Here is a 17,814-nt window from a genome sequence, read left to right as displayed (position 1 = left end):
CGCCTGCGCGATCAACCGTCGATTGACGCCGGCTTCAGCACCAGCATGCCGAACCCGAACGCGCGATGTCGTCCGACGCCGCGCGCAAGCAGCCGAGCGAAGGCATCCGCCTCGTCGACGCGCAAGTGTCCGGTGAACACCGCATCCGGGCCGTCGATGGAACGTGACTGCCGAGGCGTGCCGTCGCCGGCAACGGCTTGCGTGCGACGAAGCACCGGCGTGAGCTGGAACCGCGTCATACGAGCTTCGACCAGACTGGCCGCTCCGGTCGATCGGAACTGTTCGTTCAGCCATTCAGCGTAGACGGCCTCGCGTCGCAGATCGTCGTCTTCGGGTCTTTGCGAGCACGCGACCAGGAACGCATCGCGTTCGCGGACTCTTTTCTCGTCGGCGCGCTCGCGGCGTCGCGTGGGCCGCACGCGCACTTCGAAGCCCAGCACGCGCCCTGCCTGCCATTGCGTCGGAAAAGCGCGGATGTTCAGGCCCGCGCTACGCGGGCCTGCATCGAGGCCGAGTGCATCCGCCAGTTCGGGCGCGGCGCAGAGCGCGCTCGCCTCGCGCAACGCTTGGGGCGAGTGCGGGGAATAGGCGATCAGCCCGGCGCGAGCGTCACGGTAATAGAAAGGCTTGGGCGCGAGCGGACCGAAGACTGCGTGCAGCGCCGCATGCAATGCGTAGCCGAGATCGCCGCCGGACGGCAGCACGCCATGCCGCGATGCCCACAGCCCGAACTTCTGCGGATCAGGCTGACAGTGAATGAGATTAAGCGCGGTCATACGAGAATTCCGGCGATATCGATGGATGTTTGACGAACGATGCCCGCTTCGCGCTCATTTCCAGAACGGGACGCCATCCGCCATGCACGCCGCTCGTCCAGTTGCGCTCGTCGCAGACGTCGAGCGCCTCTGTCTTTGCTTGGGGCACCGCGCCTTCGTCTTTCGGCCATTGCATGCGGAAGGCCTCATCGGGCGCGCTTGGAGGCAAGGGCGCGCGCAGCAACGCATCGAGCACATGCTCGGCGTCGATGAAACCGGCGAACACGCGCGTGGACGGCAAGCATGGTTTGCGTCCGATAAAAAGCGGACGCTGCGGCCGGTCGAGCGCGCGGGCAATGTCGGCGAGCGTGGGCGACTCGTCGGCGGGTTCGAGCCGCAATGCGACCAGCGCGTCGAGGCCGGCGTGATAATCGCGGTATCGCAGGTGCGGGCTCTTGTACGTATCCTCGCCGCCATCGCGCGACTCGGGAATGCCTCGCCACGTCCAGCCGCTATCTTTCCTCGAGATCTGCGCCGTCTGAAAGTCGCAGAGCCGCTCGCCAAAATTGTCCAGCCGCGTTCCCATCACGAGACGCGTCTGAAGGCGATCATGCTTCTCGCATTCGCCGCGATCCCAGCCGAGCGCGTTCGCAATCAGCCCGGTAATCATCGATAGCGCCGGGAAATCGCGGATCACGCCGTATCTGTCGATCGCCTCGCCTCCGAACGCGACGAGCGGCGCACGCAGGCGCATCAACATGTGACGCCGCATCTCACGCGCCCCTGACGATGCGCGTCTGCACCCAATTCGCGAGCTTATCCAGCGAATAGTGCTTGGCGTTCGGGATATCGGCGGGATTGAGAGCGACAAAGCCTCGGTCGAGCGCGCCGTATGCGGCATCGTGCTTCTTCAACTCTTGCGCGATGCGATCGACAGCGGCGTCGCGTATGTCATGGCCCTTCAGCGGCAACGCGGTTTCGAAGGCCGCGCTCAGGCTGCGCGGCTGCCAATCTCCCGTCTCGACCAGCATGAGATTCGCATAGCCGAACGGAGCGGTCGATCCGCGTTTCGCGCCGGGGCTGACGGTAGCGATCAGATGCAACAGGTGATGCACGACCTGTGCGGCAAGTTCGCGCCGGTCCGGCGATGCATTGAAGCACTCGCTCGCGGCGATGCCTTCCAGATTCGCCACCAGTTGCGGAACATCGACGACGACGTAACCGTAGTAAAGGCCCGATGCCAGTTCGGTATCGAAAATGCCCGCGGAACCTTGCTCGCCCGCTTCGCGAAGAAGGTCGTCGACAACGGTGAAGTAGTCGTTCTCCACCTGCGCCTCGTGGACCGTGAACGCATGCGCGACGTACACAGCGGCATCGCGCTGAGCGAGCACGTCGGACGTCACCATGCGTCCGAACAACGCCGATTCGAGACCGCTGCCGTGCTTGAGCGCGACGATATTGGCGGACTCGTTCTTCAGAAAAGCCGCGACTGCCGCCTTGAGGCCGTCTTCATCCTGATGCTCGCGAGCAAGGGCCGTGCAACGTTCGACCAGGTACTTGATCTCCGCCGTGCCAAGCAGCACCGCCTGACCGGTCTTGACCGCTTCGTCTCCTTTGCGGACTTTGCCGGCCTTGTCCAGAAGACCGCCGAAGCGCAACGCTTCGACGGCTGTCTGAGCCAAGGCTTCCGAGACGCCGTTCTTGACCAACTCGTCGCGGACCACCGCGAGCGTTTCCCGCGAACGGACGGCCATCGGAACGCCGAGCGTCGAAAGCGCATGACGGTCTTCCGCCACACGCCAGTGCCTTTTCAGACATTGCGATGAAATGCGCGTGCGAATGGCATCGCCCATAGGCAGCCGCTTGGCCATGCCGGAATCGTCGCGGTTGAGCAAGGCGGCGGAATAGCTGTGCAGCGTGTGAATCTGAATAAAGCGCGGATACGTCATTTCCTTGTCCTAAACTTGTCGAACGTGGTTGCCAGCCTTCTCGTCTTCAATCGTCCCGCGACTCGCTCGGTTTTGCAGCGAAGAACGCATGCGCGATATCGAGGCGCGTCTTCTCAGCGATACGCCGTCCCTTGTCATCGCGCGCGCCTTCGTTCAGGACGAGCCTCGCGAGTTGTACCCAGTTCGGTTTCACGCTTTTGCTCGCCAACAACCGAAGGACGCGGCGCAGCAACTGGAAGAACACCGTTCCGCGCGCGTCGAGCAGCCGCGTCACGCGCGCCTCCGACACACCGGCCGTCGCGAGTTGTCGGCCAAAATTGGCGCCGAGGCCGCCGTTCTCCGCGCCTCGATCGTGCCCGGCAAGCGCGATGCCGTATGCGATGAACGCCCATCGACGCCATCGGTCGAGGCTCCAGTGAATGGTGTCCAGCTTCGCGCGCTCTGCGGCGTGAGTGAGCGCGGCGGTTTGCGCGGTGGTGAGTTCCTCGGCTTCCGGGTCGAGACGCGCGAGCGCCACGCGGTCGTTCTTCGATGCCTTCACGCCCTCGCCGGCGTCTTTCAGAAATGCAGCGATGGCTTCTATTTGGTAGCTCAGGCTGGGCGTCGCAGTCTGTACAGCAGCTTGCCCCGCAGACTGTTCCGGTGCTCCGGCCGATGGTTCTGTCGACTTCATATCGCACGTCCTTGCATATCCGATTCCATAGCCGCCTTGCGCGCTTGCGAACGTTGCTTCAACACACGCGCCATGGTCTGCAGTTCCTCCTTCTTCTTTGAATGAATACCGACGCGAAACCGCGAGAGCGCCGCACTCTGCGCACGATACCGCCGCGTACTCGCGCGTGGCCCCGCGACGAACGCTCGAGTCAGCACCTGTTCCGCGCGGTCCGCGAGTTCAGCGAGCCATTGCTCGTGCGCGAGTTGCCGTTCTTCAGACGTGTTGCCATCTATTTCCACGATCAGGTCGTTGAAGAAACGACGGTCTTCGGCCTGCTCGAATGACTTCGCGAAGCGGCTCGCCTTCTCTTTCAGCTCGTCGCGAACGTTCTCTTCGCCGTTGGCAAACAGAGCGCACAGCGCGCTCCAAAGCACCGTGCGCATATCGCCGATAACGCTGATACGCCTGTCGGCCGCCTCGGCGAGTTCATCGATGCGGCCGTTCAGGAACGCCTCGCGCATACTCCGGGATATGGGCATGCGTCGTTCGTGATAGCCCTCCGTCTTTCCCTGCCCGCGCGCGACAGCTTGCGCAAGCAGCACGATGCCCTTCTCGCCGTCATCGCGCGTGATCTTGCGAGTGATCGTCTCGGCATAGTCGCCTTTGAACGCGAGCTTGCTCATCAGCTTGTAATCGAAGCCCCTAGCCGTGATCGACAACGCTTCTCCACCCGCGACGGCGACGGGCGTCCACGCATCCCCAGTTGCGCCCAGACGATCTTTGGCGGCGATGCGCGTGGTCTTGCTACTCGTCGTAAGCGCGAGCAGCTTTCCATTCGCCAAGTCCAAACGCACGCGGCGGCACACTTCGATGTAAAACGGATCGAGTTCGCTGAACGAAAGACTGCTAACGCCGTCCCAGGGCTTCGTCCAGATCAGCGCAAGTCCGTTGGTCCCCTTGAGCCCCATCTTGTCCACAATCTCCTGACGATGCTGAAGCAGCCGCCGCGTGTCTCGCTGCCACCGTTTGCCCCAGAGTCCTTGCGGAACGGCTCCGAAAGCCGGCCGGCTGGACAGACCGCCGTTCATGCGTGAGATGCCGTAGTTGCCGGCGCCCATGACGCCCTCTTGCGTCTGCAAACTCACGAGCGCGTACACCCAGTCCTCGGGCTGCGCGTTCGTCATGCGCGCGGCTTTCACGTCGTGATTGCGCGAAGTCACCAGCATGTCCAATGCGTCGGGAGTCACAAGCGGCGCTTTCTTCCACGTGTGCGATTCCCCTGGCGCGCACGGCGCTTGCAAGAAGGCGGGACGGTCGTCAGGCGCAACGAGCGAGAACGACGCGCCATCGGGATCCTCCGGCGTCAGAGCGAGAAGCGCCGCCCGCCATTCGCCCGCGGTCTCGAACGGCTCCGACCGCCCGGCTGCATGCAAGGCAATCGCCGCGAGTTGCGTCAGGAAGGCATGCCACGGATGCCGTTGATGCGGCCGAAGCGCAGGGAAGTCGCGCACGGTATCGGCCGTCATCGCGACGAACAGTTCGGGCAGCGTGGCATCCTGCGCGTGACCCGAAGCATCGCGATAACGCAACAGGCGGTCATCCAGCAAGCGATGGTGGAGGGTGATGTCAGTCATCGTCCTTGCGCTATGGTTTCACACGCTTGACGCCGTAGCGGCCGTAGCGGAATACGTTCGTGCCAAGCGAGAATTCGAAGCCGTGCTCAACGAGCTCGATGCTGCAAGGTTTCGCGTCTAGATCGACGTCGCCGTGCAGCATGTGGTGACGCAGCGCGATACGCTGCACATCGACGCCGAACGGACCGGGCACGGGTGGATCGAATTCGACCAGGCGGTCTTCCATGCCAAGACGTGTCGCCAAGCGTCGCTCGTCGGGCGGAAACAGGCGGTCGGGAAATGGCGCCTTGTAGTCCAGCGCCTGCCTGCGGGCAAGAGACCGCTCGCTCTCCTGCCCACTTTCGAGCTCTTGGCCGAGCTTTTCCCACGCGGGTCCGAGTTCGCTTTGGATCGCTAGCAAACAGTCGGGGTGCGTCGCGCGTTCGACCAGAAGACGGTTATCGCGCGGAATCACGCGGCATGGGGCTTCTTCGATGAGTCGTCGGGTGGCTTCGATCATGCGCAGATCGCGGTACACGCCGCCCCCGTTCTTCGATCGCCCGAGTCCATTGCAGGGCTCGTCTATATAGGCTTTTAACCGATTACCGGCTGGCGTCAGGACCCACGCATATGCGTGCCGAAAGCCCTCGGGCCGCTCGTGTGCGTCTCGCTCATGCCGATGCAGACGGCCGATGCGTTGCAGCAGCACATCCATCGGGCAGATGTCCGTGATGAGCAGATCGGCGTCGATATCGAGGCTCTGCTCGAGCGTCTGCGTGCCGACCACGATGCAGCCCTTCAGCGCCGACCGCGTCTTGCCGAGGCGCGATTCCGCCGCTGCATCGAGCAGCGGACGGTCCTGGCGGCTGAAGTGACCGTGATGCAGCGTGACGACGCCGTTCACCTCGAACAGTATGCCTCGATCGCTCAAACCGTCGATGAGACGCTCGACGGCTTGCTGCGTCGCGACGGCCGATGGCACCGTGTTACGAACGATCAGCACGCGTGCGCCACGGCTTGCTGCGTCGATCGCCAAACGCGCGATGCGCTCGTGGTCATCCATTGCGTCGAGCGTGGACCAGTGGACGGTCTTGGACGCGCCACTGGCCGTCAAGCTACGGATGTTCGCGCCGTCAGTCAGCGCGGGATAAGGCAACGCGCAGGCTTGCTCCACGCTCGGCAAAGCGAGCGCCGCCGCCGACCGCTGCGCGATCTGCTGAAAGCGCGTGCGCTGCCTGGAACCGAGAGTCGCCGACAACAACAATGCATGGCCGCCCGTGCCAACGTGCGCGGTCAACACCTGCTCCAGCAGTTGCGACATATAGATGTCCGACGCATGCACCTCGTCGACGACCAGCAACGAGCGGCTCAGCGAGGCATGACGCATGTGCGCGTGACGAACCATGAGCCCGGCAAGCAGAACCTGGTCGATGGTGCCGACCGCGATCGTCGCCGCCAGAAAACGCTTCGGCGATTCCGCCGCCCAGCGCGTCGCGGCTCTCGCGTCGCCGGGGTGATCGGACCATTGCACCATGAAATCCGGCAGCGCGATCTTGTCGCTGCCGTCGGCGCTTTCATAGCCCGGAAGCGCGCGAACGACAACGGGCGCGTCGAGCGGCCAGAGACTACGCACGAACTTCAGCACGCGCTCGTATACCTGTGCTGCGGCGACGCGCGTCGGCAGCGCGAAATACAGCGAATCGACCTTATGCTCGGCCAAGAGCCGGACGAAACGCCATAGCGCGGCTTCCGTCTTGCCGCTACCCGTCTCCGATTCGAGTATGAGCAACGGTCCGAGGTCGCTGTCGCCGAGCGCGGCTTGCACGGGCCTCGGCGCTTTGCCTTCGAATGCGGACTGGAACGAGATAGGGCGTTGCAGGAGCTCGATGCGCGCGGCGCACGCATCGAGGCCGATTGTGGATATAGCACGTGTCGCGCGTTCTTCGGCCTCCGCTCGCGTCCGACGTGTGCCCGGATCGCTGTAGGGAAAAAAGCCGGGATGTGATCCGAGCCAATCCGCGAACTGGATGACGCCCGCGAAAAGATGAACGAACGCCGGAGTCGATGGCAACGGCTCGCCATCGGGCTCGAACGCGCGGGAGAAGTCGCGCTGCAACTGCTCGCCGATGTTTCGTATGGCTTCTTTTGGACTGTAGATAACGGAGCCTGCGCGGTCTTGCACCGGCTTCCAGATGATTGGGTCTTGACCGTGCGGAACCGGCAATGGACGGCCGTGATGCGAAAGGCTCGCCAGCAGCAACGACTCCGCGTCAGGGCTCCATCTTTTGATGGAGTCGAGCGGCAAGCACGAAGCGAGGTCTTCGTCGCGAAACAGCAAGAATGCTTCGACGCCATGACCCGCGGGCGACGGCCAGCCAGCCGGCGCGTTGCCTTTCCAACGCTTTGCCTGGAAGCCGCTGTTCGCCTTGCCGAGATCATGGAGGCACGCGAAGACCGCGAGCCGCTCGATGTCCTGCTCGCTCAAGATTCGACCCGCCACGGTGTCGAAGGCGTTGCGCAAACGCGTGCCTTCCTTGAGCGCGGCTAGGAAGCAGGCGGCGACGTCCAACATGTGGTCGTACAGCGGGTGCATGCTGCGTTCGCCGATGCAGTCGGCGGCGTCGCGGCTCAGTTTTCCCCACGGCTCTAGCGGATGCGCTTGCGGTTCCATGATTGCCTGCTGTGGTCCTCGTCGTGCGTTTTATTCCTTACGGCGATTTGTTCGGAATGCTTAGACTAGCATCGACTACGGGCGGACAAGCCTTGTTTACGTGTCAAAGTTTATCGATGCAAGGAAGCAGCGATGTTGGCCGTTGCCTCATTGCTCCATTGCTTCGATAGCTGCATTTGGACGGGCGAGGCCGTCCGCCGCACACGCAAACGGCGCTCAAAGACCGCATTTGACAGCCGATTCTCGACTCACCATACTCGCGTGCAGAAAAGCGAATCCGAGACATCGGATATGCGGGTTGTTCTTTAACATCATAAAGTTAGGTGGTAGCGGTTCCTCCGCGTACGCGGAGATAGGCCCACCTGTGCGGTACCGGGAATGAACGTCACGCCGGTTGCTCCGCGTACGCGGAGATAGGCCTTCCCGAATCGTGGTTCGTGGATCTTTCGGTCGGGTTCCTCCGCGTACGCGGAGATAGGCCCGATCCCGCCATGTATCCGGCGATTTCGCCGGCGGCTCCTCCGCGTACGCGGAGATAGGCCCATCAAATCTCCCGCAAACTGGGTGAGCGCGGGGATTCCTCCGCGTACGCGGAGATAGGCCGTCATTCATGATCGCTCCCCGACAGCTTGCTCAGGTTCCCCCGCGTACGCGGAGATAGGCCCAAGGTCGCGCCCGGCGGGCGGATCTTCGCGCAGGTTCCTCCGCGTACGCGGAGATAGGCCCGTTTGCGTCATCAGCCACACGTAACCGCCTGCGGTTCCTCCGCGTACGCGGAAATAGGCCTTGTACCGAGTGGTCCAGCACCATCTTGAAGAGGTTCCTCCGCGTATGCGGAGATAGGCCCATCGTCGACACGCTGCGCCTGGCCATGTTGCAGGTTCCTCCGCGTACGCGGAGATAGGCCCAGAAAGAGCTCGCCGCGCGCACCGTCGAACTCGGTTCCTCCGCGTACGCGGAGATAGGCCCGCGCGGCACTTCCTGTCGTTCTGGAAGCGGTCGGTTCCTCCGCGTACTCGGAGATAGGCCCGCGTTGTCGTCCACGTAGTCCGTGATCACGCGGGTTCCTCCGTACGCGGAGATAGGCCCAAGACACCACCGGTTCATCTGAAGATGTTGGAGGTTCCTCCGCGTACGCGGAGATAGGCGCTGGTACCGCCCGGCCGCATCGCTCGCGCCGTAGGTTCCTCCGCGTACGCGGAGATAGGCCCCGAAAAGCTCTCGAAACAGGATTGGATCGACCGGTTCCTCCGCGTACGCGGAGATAGGCCTTCTTCTGCGCCGCCCTCGATAAAGCTGAAGCGGGTTCCTCCGCGTACGCGGAGATTGGCCTCACTCGGCCTGTTTCCCGTACCGCGTGCGACGGGTTCCTCCGCGTACGCGGAAATAGGCCCATGTCGCCGCCCTTATCGCCCGGGCGATACACGGTTCCTCCGCGTACGCGGAGATAGGCCCGAAGTTCAGATCAAGGTCGCGGAGATTCTTGCGGTTCCTCCGCGTACGCGGAGATAGGCCCGAGCAGGCGGCTGGTACGGGGCTGTATAGCGGGGTTCCTCCGCGTACGCGGAGATAGGCCGTGGACTGGGCTTTTCAGCAGGCTGCCGAGGAAGGTTCCTCCGCGTACGCGGGGATAGGCCCTCGTCCATCTCGGTATTCAACTCGTCCATCTCGGTTCCTCCGCGTGCGCGGAGATAGGCCCGGGCGGTCGATGCTGCCTGTCATCGCGCGTTCGGTTCCTCCGCGTACGCGGAGATAGGCCCATCAGGAATCAGAACATCAGCAGAATTTTGACGGTTCCTCCGCGTACGCGGAGATAGGCCCCCGGCGCGCTACGTCGGTCATCTTGATCGCGTGGTTCCTCCGCGTATGCGGAGATAGGCCCCTCGAAAGCGCAGCTCGCGCGCGTGAAATCGCGGTTCCTCCGCGTATGCGGAGATAGGCCCACGACGACAGGAATCACAATCCTGGACTCAGGTTCCTCCGCGTATGCGCAGATAGGCCCTGCTGTCGAACGGATGCTACGTATCGGCCCGCAGTTCGCCCGCGTATGCGGAGATAGGCCGTTCGTGAGCCGGCGGTTCCACTCGCGACCTTAGGTTCCTCCGCGTACGCGGAGATAGGCCCCGGGCGACCAAGCAAGCTGTGCGTGAAGTGTTGCTTCCTCCGCCCACACGGAGACAACTCAACCCCTCACCCCCCAACCTCCCCCGCGCCGCCTTCACCACCCCCGCCAACGCCTCCCCACTCAACTTCGACGCAATCTCCTTAACATAAACATGATGCCGCCCCTCCAGCGCCGCACCGAGATACTGCGCGTGCAAATACCGAATCAGCGCAATCCGCCGATGCCCCAACGCGATACTCCGATCAAGCAACGCCAGCGCCGCCTGCGCATCATGCTCTTTGCAAGCGCGTTCAGAAAGCCGCGCCGCCGCATCGCGCGATGCGTTCATGCGCTCGACACAGCAAGCGTCTGCTGCACTCGCCACGCATCGTAATCCGCGCGCCGCCAGTCGAGTTCCAGCGCGAGCCTTCGCGTGCCCTCGCGAATCTTCGGCTTGGAGAGCGCGAGCGTAAGCGCATCGAGCGCCGGCCATGCATCGAACGATAACGCCGCAATCTCCACCGCAAGCGTTTCGAGCAAGCGCGTATGCGTCTTCTCTTGCAGATACGCCGTCACGCGATTGCACCACGCCTCGTAATCGATCAGCTCGTCTTCGCGAGGCATGCCGCGATACCGCAAGCTCGCATCGATGGATGAAGCCTGCGGCGCGCGATGCTCGTGCTCGTAAAGCCCGACGCGCGTCATCACGACGAGTTCATCGACGATGACGCGCCATCCTTGTCCGCCCGCATGCAACGGCTCGTACGGCTTCATGCGAGTAACGGCTCGGCCGCATCGAGCATGATCTTCACGAAGTAATCCGCGAAGCTGCGACGCACGATGATTTCGAAGCGATCGCCGCCCAGCGGCACCAGCGTGATCGACGCCTTGAAGTAGTGGCTCTGCGCGCACTGTCCCGCGCCGAAGACCTTCGGATGCAGATCCAGCGGACAGCCGCGCGAAAGCACATCGCGCGTGCGTGGACCGTCGATATCGAGCACCGTATAACCGCTGCCGATATCCACCGCCGATGCGAACACGCCCGCGATGGCGTCGCGCAGTCGCGCTTCGAGCGGTGCCGCGCGCGATGCATCGTGCTGCGCTTCCGACAGCACGAGCCATTCGTCCGGCCCGAGCCACAGCATGTCGTAGCCGTTGCCCTTCGCGATGGTGTTCGGCATCGAAGGCGGCGCGCAGCCGATCACGCTCTCCGCCGCGCGCATGAACGCGGCATCGCGTGTATCGCCGCGCACGTTCACGAGTTGCAGGAACGGACGCTCCGTCAAGCGAAACGCCTTCGATGCGCCCGCATGATGCGCCTTCATCAACGCATCCGCGCCCACGAGCGGCGACTCCTGCCACGTCGGGCCGAGGCTGCTCTGCCCGACCGTCATGCGATCCACAACGGTCGAGGAACCTTTGGTTTCATTCCACATGTTGACGTGCTCCTTCGCTGTCGTAGAACACCGAACTGGTGATTTTCGCGTTGATCTGCTTGCCGCTCGCAAGCGGAATCGTGACGGTTTCGCCGATCTTGTCGAGCCCGCCCTTCACGACGGCCAACGCAATCGAACGCTTCAAAACAGGGCTGTAATAACTGGACGTCACGTGACCGAGCATCGGCGCGGTATCGCCCTGGAACGGACCCGCGACGATCTGCGATCCCTCCGGCAGCACGAACGAAGGATCGTCCGTGAGCAAGCCGACGAACTGCTTGCGTCCCGCCTTCGCGGTATCCGAGCGCGTGAGCGAGCGCTTGCCGATAAAGTCTTTCGACTTCGCGACGAGGCCGCCCATGCCGAGGTCGAACGGGGTCATCGAGCCATCGGTATCTTGTCCGACGATGATGTAGCCCTTCTCCGCGCGCAGCACGTGCATCGTTTCGGTGCCGTACGGCGTGATGTCGAATTCCGCGCCCGCTTCCATGATGGCTTCCCACACCGCGCGGCCCACGTTCGCCGGCACGTTCACTTCGTAGGCCAGTTCTCCCGAGAAGCTGATGCGCATGACACGCGCCGATGCACCCGCCACCGTGCCATCGCGATAGCTCATGAACGGGAACGCGGCGTTGGCGAAGTCGATGTCCTGACACACCTTTCGCAGCACCTTGCGGCTATTCGGTCCGACCACGGCAAACGTCGCCCAATGGTCCGTCACCGATGCGAGCCGCACGCGCATGTCGGGCCATTCGGTTTGCAGCCAGCGTTCGAGCCACGTCAGCACGCGCGCCGCGCCGCCGGTGGTCGTCGTCATCATGTAGTGATGTTCGGCGAGGCGCACGGTCACGCCGTCGTCGAAGATCATGCCGTTCTCATCGAGCATCAGGCCGTAGCGGCATTTGCCGACTTCCAGCTTGCTCCACGGGTTTGTGTAGACCCAGTTCAGCAGCTTCGCGGCATCGGGGCCTTGAATGTCGATCTTGCCGAGCGTCGATGCATCGAGAATGCCGACGCTCTGACGCACCGCGAGCGATTCGCGCGCGACCGCCGCGTGCATGTCTTCGCCGCCCTTCGGGTAGTACCACGGGCGCTTCCAGTTGCCGACGTCCTCGAACATCGCGCCGTTCTGCACGTGCCATTCGTGAATGGCGGTCTTGCGCACGGGATCGAGAAACTCGCCCAGTTCGCGGCCCGCGAAGGTGCCGAACGTGACAGGCGTGTAGTTCGGGCGGAACGTCGTGGTGCCCGTCTCCGGAATGGTCTTGCCGAGCGCCTGCGCAAGAATCGCCATGCCGTTGATGTTGCCGAGCTTGCCCTGATCCGTGCCGAAGCCCATCGCCGTATAACGCTTGACGTGCTCGACCGATTCGAAGCCTTCGCGCGCGGCGAGATAGATGTCGGCGGCGGAAACGTCGTTCTGGAAATCGACGAACTGCTTCGGTCCGCGCGTCGCGAGTTCGCGTCCGCCGACGAGCCACAGCGGCATGATCGGCGCTTCCGCGATCTCCGCGACCTTCACCGGCTGCGTCCGCGCCACGATATGTCCCGCTGCGCGCGCCGCTTCCGCGCCCGCTTCGAGACCGAAGCGAATGCCGCGTGCCAGCGTGAAGTCGCCCGCGCATGCGCCGACGCTCGTCTCCGCCTGCATCGCCTTGCCGGGGACGAAGCATGCCTTCTCATCGTGCCAGTGCGCCTTGCCGCCGGATTGCGCGAAGAGATGCAGCACCGGGCTCCATCCGCCCGACATCGCGACGAGGTCGCAAGGCAGGTCCGCTTGCTTCGCGCCGACCGTGCCGTTCGCATACGAAGCCACTTCCACCGACGAAACGCGCAGCTTGCCGTGCGCTGCCGTCACCACGGCGTTGTTCATCACGCGCACGCCGTAGCGTCGCGCGGCGGCGGGCAATGCGCCCTTCGTCTCGGCAGGACGCGGATCGACAACCGTGACTTGCGCGCCCGCCGCCTTGAGATCGAGCGCGCATTGATACGCGTCGTCGTTGTTGGCGAACACCACGGCGTTGCGGCCCGGCAGCACCGCATAGCGATGCAGATACGTCGATACCGCGGACGCCAGCATCACGCCCGGCAGATCGTTGTTGCCGAACACGATGGGACGCTCGTGCGCGCCCGTCGCGAGAATCACGCGCTTCGCCCGCACTTTCCACATCAGTTCGCGCGTGCCCTTGCGCATCGACACCGGCAAGTGATCGGTCAGGCGTTGCGTCACCGTCACGAGGTTGTGGTCCTGATAGCCGAACGCCGTGCTGCGCGAAAGTATCTTCACGTCCGGCATCGTACGCAGTTCGGCTTCAATCTTCTGGACCCAGTGCAGCGCGGGTTTGCCGTCGATCTCCGCGCGGCACGAGAGCAGCGAGCCGCCCAGTTCGCGCTGATCGTCGACGAGAATCACGCGCGCGCCGGACAAGCCCGCCGCATACGCCGCAGCGAGACCCGACGGTCCGCCGCCGACCACGAGCACGTCGCAATGCGCGAAGCACTTGTCGTAGCGATCCGCGTCGCGTTCTTCGGGCGCCTTGCCGAGACCGGCTGCATCGCGAATCACTTCCTCGTACTTCGGCCACAGCTTGCGCGGCCACATGAACGTCTTGTAATAGAAGCCCGCCGGAATGAAGCGCGCGAACTTCTGATTGATCGCCATGCGATCGTTCTCGATGTTCGGCTTCGCGTTCACGCTCTCCGCGACGAGACCCTGATACAGCTCGACTTCGGTCGCGCGCGCGTTCGGCACCGTATAAGCGCCCTTTTCGAGCTGCACGACCGCATTCGGTTCTTCCACGCCCGCCGTCACGATGCCGCGCGGCCGGTGATACTTCCAGCTACGCGCGACGAAGTGCTGCCCGTTAGCGAGCAGCGCGGACGCGAGCGTATCGCCCTGAAAGCCCTGATACGTCTTGCCGTTGAACGTGAAGGTCAGCGCGATGGCGCGATTGATGCGCCCGCCCGTGGCGAGTCGGTCTTTCTGGCTCATTTCGACGCTCCCTCCTTGTTGTCCATCACAGCCAGCGGACGGTCGAACGTCTCGTAGCCCTGAATCTCGTAGGTCACCGTGTCACGCTGCGCCTTGAACCAGCGACGGCAGCCTTGCGCATGCATCCATTGCTCGCGATGCACGCCGCGCGGGTTCTTGCGCATGAAGAGGTAATCGCCCCATTCCTTGTCGGTGAGCTTTTCCGTTTCCAGCGGGCGCGCAATGTCCGCTTCGCCGCCGCAGGAAAATTCGCTTTCGGCGCGCGGCCCGCACCAGGGGCATTCGATCAGCAACATGTTCAGTACTCCTTCAGTGCGCCACGGCTGCCGCGCCGTGTTCGTCAATCAGATGGCCGGTATAGAAGCGGTCGAGCGAGAAAGGCGCATTCAGCGGATGCGGCTCGTCTTTCGCGATGGTGTGCGCGTACGCCCAGCCGGAACCCGGCGTCGCCTTGAAACCGCCCGTGCCCCAGCCGCAATTGAAGTAGAGGCCCTTCACGTCGGTCTTGCTGATGATCGGGCATGCGTCCGGCGAAACATCGACGATGCCGCCCCACTGGCGATTCATTCGCACGCGCGAGAACACGGGGAACATCTCGACGATCGCTTCCAGCGTGCCTTCGATGATCTGGAAGCTGCCGCGCTGCCCGAAGCCCGTGTACTGATCGACGCCCGCGCCGATCACGAGATCGCCCTTGTCGGACTGGCTGATGTACGCGTGCACCGCGTTCGACATGACCACTGTGTTGACCACCGGCTTGATCGGCTCCGACACGAGCGCCTGCAACGGATGGCTTTCGAGCGGCAGGCGCACGCCCGCCATGTCCGCGAGCGTCGTCGTGTTGCCGGCCGCGACGATCGCAACTTTCTTCGCCTTGATATGACCTTTGGTGGTATCGACGCCGGTCACGCGGTTGCCTTCGCGCCGAATGCCCACCACCTGACAGTTCTGGATGATGTCCACGCCCGCCTGATCCGCGCCGCGCGCGAAGCCCCAGGCCACCGCATCGTGACGCGCGACGCCGCCGCGCCGCTGTATCGACGCGCCCAGCACCGGATAGCGGCTATTGAGGTTGATGGTCGGCTCGATCTCCTTGATTTGCGCGGGCGTGAGGAACTCGGCATCGACGCCATTGAGCCGGTTCGCGTTCACGCGGCGCTCGGTATCGCGCACGTCTTGCAGCGTGTGCGCGAGGTTCATCACGCCGCGCTGGCTGAACATCACGTTGTAGTTGAGGTCTTGCGAGAGGCCTTCCCACAGCTTCATCGCCTTCTCGTACAGCGCGGCGGATTCGTCCCACAGATAGTTGGAACGCACGATGGTCGTATTGCGCGCCGTATTGCCGCCGCCAATCCAGCCCTTCTCCAGAATCGCGACATTGGTAATGCCGTGCTCTTTCGCGAGATAGTAGGCCGTCGCGAGGCCGTGCCCGCCGCCGCCGACGATCACCACGTCGTATTCGCGCTTGGGCTCCGGGCTGCGCCATTGGCGCTCCCAGTTCTCGTGATACGACATGCCGTTGCGCAGCAGGCTGAATATCGAATAGCGGCTCATGTGTCTCTTCCTTCGTAGCGGTGTTTCAGCACTCGATGACGTTCACGGCCAGGCCGCCGCGCGACGTCTCCTTGTATTTCGTCTTCATGTCCGCGCCCGTTTCGCGCATGGTCTTGATGACCGAATCCAGCGACACGTAATGCTGGCCGTCGCCCTTCATCGCCATGCGCGCGGCGTTGATCGCCTTGATCGCGCCCATCGCGTTGCGCTCGATGCACGGAATCTGCACGAGGCCGCCGACGGGATCGCACGTCATGCCGAGGTTGTGTTCCATGCCTATTTCAGCGGCGTTTTCCACTTGCGCGGGCGTGCCGCCCATCACGGCTGCGAGCGCGGCGGCGGCCATCGAGCACGCGACGCCCACCTCGCCCTGACAGCCCACTTCCGCGCCGGAGATCGAAGCCGTCTCCTTGTAGATGATGCCGATCGCTGCCGCCGTCAGAAGGAAGCGCACGATGCCTTCGTCGTTCGCGCCGTGCATGAACTTCACGTAGTAGTGCAGCACGGCGGGAATCACGCCGGCCGCGCCGTTGGTCGGCGCAGTGACCACGCGCCCGCCCGAAGCGTTTTCTTCGTTGACGGCCATCGCGTAGAGGTTCACCCAGTCGAGCATCGAGAGCGGATCGCGCAGCGATTCCTCGGAACGCGAGCGCAGTTGCGCGCACAGGTCCGCGGCGCGGCGCTTCACCTGCATCGGTCCCGGCAGATCGCCGCGCTCCTTGCAGCCGCGCTCGACGCACGCGGCCATCACGCGCCACACGGCCAGCATGCCCTCGCGCACTTCGTGTTCGCTGCGATTCGCGCATTCGTTCTTCATCGCGACATCGGCGATAGACAGACCTGTCTCCCGGCAGATGCGCATGAGATCGTCGCCGGTACGAAACGGATACGGCACGCTCGCCCCCGCGCGCACGCCGTTGACGCGCTCGCCTTCGCGGTTGGTCACGAAGCCGCCGCCCACCGAGTAATACTCCTTCTCGACGAGCAGTTGACCGTTTTCATCGAACGCCTGAAAGCGCATGCCGTTCGGATGCACCATGCTCGATCCCGCCGCGCCCGGCATCAGCTTGCGATAGAAGCCGATATGCTCGCGCTCGTCGAACACGATGGCGCGCTTGCCGAGCAAGTTCAGACGCTTCGTCGCGCGGATGTCGGCGAGGCGCGGCGCGATCGCGTCCGGATCGATCAGATCGGGGAGATTGCCTTCCAGCCCGAGCAGCACGGCCTTGTCGGTGCCGTGGCCCTTGCCCGTCGCGCCGAGCGAGCCGAACAACTCGGCCCGCACGCGGGTGACGAAGCCGAGCAGGTTCGCGTCCTCGATATGCGACGCGAAGCGGCATGCCGCGATCATCGGCCCGACGGTATGAGAGCTGGAAGGTCCGATGCCGATCTTGAACAGATCGAAAACGCTGACATTCATGGCGTGGCCTCAAGGTTGGCGGTTCGCGTCGTTCGAATGAGCGAGCGCGTTCGACATGGCCTCATTGCACCAAACCGCAATTCCGGCAGATAGAACAAAAACGGCATGGAAATGGGATGGCGGCGTCAGCGCTTACCAGAGCGCGCAGGCCGCAGCGCGTTCCTGCGCAGTTTCGTTGCAAACCGGGGCATTTTTGAGATTGCTCCGAACGGCTAAACAAATACGTCTCGGTATATTCCCTAGGTCCGTGAGAGCCCGCGCGAATGCGTCTCTCGTCTTCCAGTCCCCCGTTTAACCCGTTTGCAGCAATGGAAAGTCACGCTCTTCCCGATCAGTTCTTCAAGTCCTGGGTCTTCGCGTTTCTTGTCGGCGTCGGCGTCGTCGGCGCGCTTCAAGCCGTAGGCGTTCTGGCTCCCGAACATGTCCTCACCCGCGAAGCGCCTTTGTGGGTCGCGCTGATGCTCGTCTGCTCCATCGATCCGGTTTTGCGCTACCTCGGCGTGTTGAAGGCCGAGGTCGAGCAACGCTGGGGCGATTACACCGTCGCGAGCCTGCTCGGCCGTTCGACGGGCGCGCTGATCGGCGGCGTGTTCGCCTGGGCGTTCGCGGTTCTCGGCGCCTGATTCATCGCTTCACGCCGCGCGTTCTGCGCGGCGTTTCCTTCC

At 63.6% G+C, this 17,814-nt stretch carries 13 protein-coding genes, 1 pseudogene and 2 CRISPR repeat arrays; of the genes and pseudogenes, 1 reads left to right on the top strand and 13 read right to left on the bottom strand.

Translation table 11 applies throughout. The annotated features are described in order from the left end of the window. Positions 1 to 11 precede the first annotated feature (11 nt). The 13 genes and pseudogenes from cas6e to NCR34_RS13890 form a co-directional block, all read right to left on the bottom strand. Positions 12 to 776, bottom strand: coding sequence for a type I-E CRISPR-associated protein Cas6/Cse3/CasE (gene cas6e, locus NCR34_RS13950; protein ID WP_250500128.1), 765 nt, complete (start codon positions 774 to 776; stop codon positions 12 to 14). Next, a complete protein-coding gene (cas5e, locus tag NCR34_RS13945; protein ID WP_250500127.1) occupies positions 763 to 1,515 on the bottom strand; it encodes a type I-E CRISPR-associated protein Cas5/CasD in 753 nt (250 codons plus the stop codon). Before cas5e ends, cas6e begins: the two co-directional genes overlap by 14 nt. 13 nt (positions 1,516 to 1,528) lie before the next feature. Further along, positions 1,529 to 2,704, bottom strand: a complete 1,176-nt coding sequence (gene cas7e, locus NCR34_RS13940) for a type I-E CRISPR-associated protein Cas7/Cse4/CasC (protein ID WP_250500126.1) — start codon at positions 2,702 to 2,704, stop codon at positions 1,529 to 1,531. Positions 2,705 to 2,750: 46 nt separating this feature from the next. After that, positions 2,751 to 3,377, bottom strand: coding sequence for a type I-E CRISPR-associated protein Cse2/CasB (casB, locus tag NCR34_RS13935; protein ID WP_250500125.1), 627 nt, complete (start codon positions 3,375 to 3,377; stop codon positions 2,751 to 2,753). After that, positions 3,374 to 4,993 carry a type I-E CRISPR-associated protein Cse1/CasA gene (locus NCR34_RS13930; RefSeq protein WP_250500124.1) on the bottom strand — a complete coding sequence of 540 codons (1,620 nt, stop codon included), beginning with the start codon at positions 4,991 to 4,993 and terminating at the stop codon, positions 3,374 to 3,376. Before NCR34_RS13930 ends, casB begins: the two co-directional genes overlap by 4 nt. Before the next feature lie 10 nt (positions 4,994 to 5,003). Then, complete coding sequence (cas3, locus tag NCR34_RS13925) at positions 5,004 to 7,643, bottom strand: CRISPR-associated helicase Cas3' (RefSeq protein WP_250500123.1); 2,640 nt, start codon at positions 7,641 to 7,643, stop codon at positions 5,004 to 5,006. 331 nt (positions 7,644 to 7,974) lie between these two features. Next, a CRISPR array of direct repeats spans positions 7,975 to 8,672; the repeat unit is 28 nt; unit sequence GGTTCCTCCGCGTACGCGGAGATAGGCC. 91 nt (positions 8,673 to 8,763) lie between these two features. Continuing rightward, a CRISPR array of direct repeats spans positions 8,764 to 9,766; the repeat unit is 28 nt; unit sequence GGTTCCTCCGCGTACGCGGAGATAGGCC. Positions 9,767 to 9,841: 75 nt separating this feature from the next. After that, positions 9,842 to 10,096: pseudogene (locus tag NCR34_RS13920) on the bottom strand (hypothetical protein); the annotation flags it as partial. Next, the gene (locus tag NCR34_RS13915; RefSeq protein WP_250500122.1) at positions 10,093 to 10,521 is read right to left on the bottom strand and encodes a dihydroneopterin aldolase; all 429 of its coding nucleotides are present in this window, start codon (positions 10,519 to 10,521) and stop codon (positions 10,093 to 10,095) included. The gene NCR34_RS13915 and the pseudogene NCR34_RS13920, both read right to left, overlap by 4 nt. Continuing rightward, positions 10,518 to 11,183 carry a sarcosine oxidase subunit gamma gene (locus NCR34_RS13910; RefSeq protein ID WP_250500121.1) on the bottom strand — a complete coding sequence of 222 codons (666 nt, stop codon included), beginning with the start codon at positions 11,181 to 11,183 and terminating at the stop codon, positions 10,518 to 10,520. Before NCR34_RS13910 ends, NCR34_RS13915 begins: the two co-directional genes overlap by 4 nt. Continuing rightward, positions 11,173 to 14,175, bottom strand: coding sequence for a sarcosine oxidase subunit alpha family protein (locus NCR34_RS13905; protein ID WP_250500120.1), 3,003 nt, complete (start codon positions 14,173 to 14,175; stop codon positions 11,173 to 11,175). The genes NCR34_RS13910 and NCR34_RS13905 overlap by 11 nt, the downstream gene beginning before the upstream one ends. Further along, a complete protein-coding gene (locus NCR34_RS13900; RefSeq protein ID WP_175940838.1) occupies positions 14,172 to 14,471 on the bottom strand; it encodes a sarcosine oxidase subunit delta in 300 nt (99 codons plus the stop codon). Before NCR34_RS13900 ends, NCR34_RS13905 begins: the two co-directional genes overlap by 4 nt. A 13-nt stretch (positions 14,472 to 14,484) precedes the next feature. Continuing rightward, positions 14,485 to 15,729, bottom strand: a complete 1,245-nt coding sequence (locus NCR34_RS13895) for a sarcosine oxidase subunit beta family protein (RefSeq protein ID WP_175940837.1) — start codon at positions 15,727 to 15,729, stop codon at positions 14,485 to 14,487. Positions 15,730 to 15,754: 25 nt separating this feature from the next. Beyond that, the gene (locus NCR34_RS13890) at positions 15,755 to 17,149 is read right to left on the bottom strand and encodes an L-serine ammonia-lyase (protein ID WP_175940836.1); all 1,395 of its coding nucleotides are present in this window, start codon (positions 17,147 to 17,149) and stop codon (positions 15,755 to 15,757) included. Positions 17,150 to 17,457: 308 nt separating this feature from the next. Between NCR34_RS13890 and NCR34_RS13885 the strand changes: the two genes are divergently transcribed. After that, positions 17,458 to 17,772, top strand: coding sequence for a hypothetical protein (locus NCR34_RS13885; RefSeq protein WP_250500119.1), 315 nt, complete (start codon positions 17,458 to 17,460; stop codon positions 17,770 to 17,772). Positions 17,773 to 17,814: the final 42 nt, after the last annotated feature.

Source organism: Caballeronia sp. GAWG1-5s-s, from assembly GCF_023631445.1.
In the GTDB taxonomy this organism is placed as follows: Bacteria; Pseudomonadota; Gammaproteobacteria; order Burkholderiales; family Burkholderiaceae; genus Caballeronia.
Note: the sequence above shows the minus strand (reverse complement) of the source record. Positions and strands in the feature narration are given on the sequence as shown.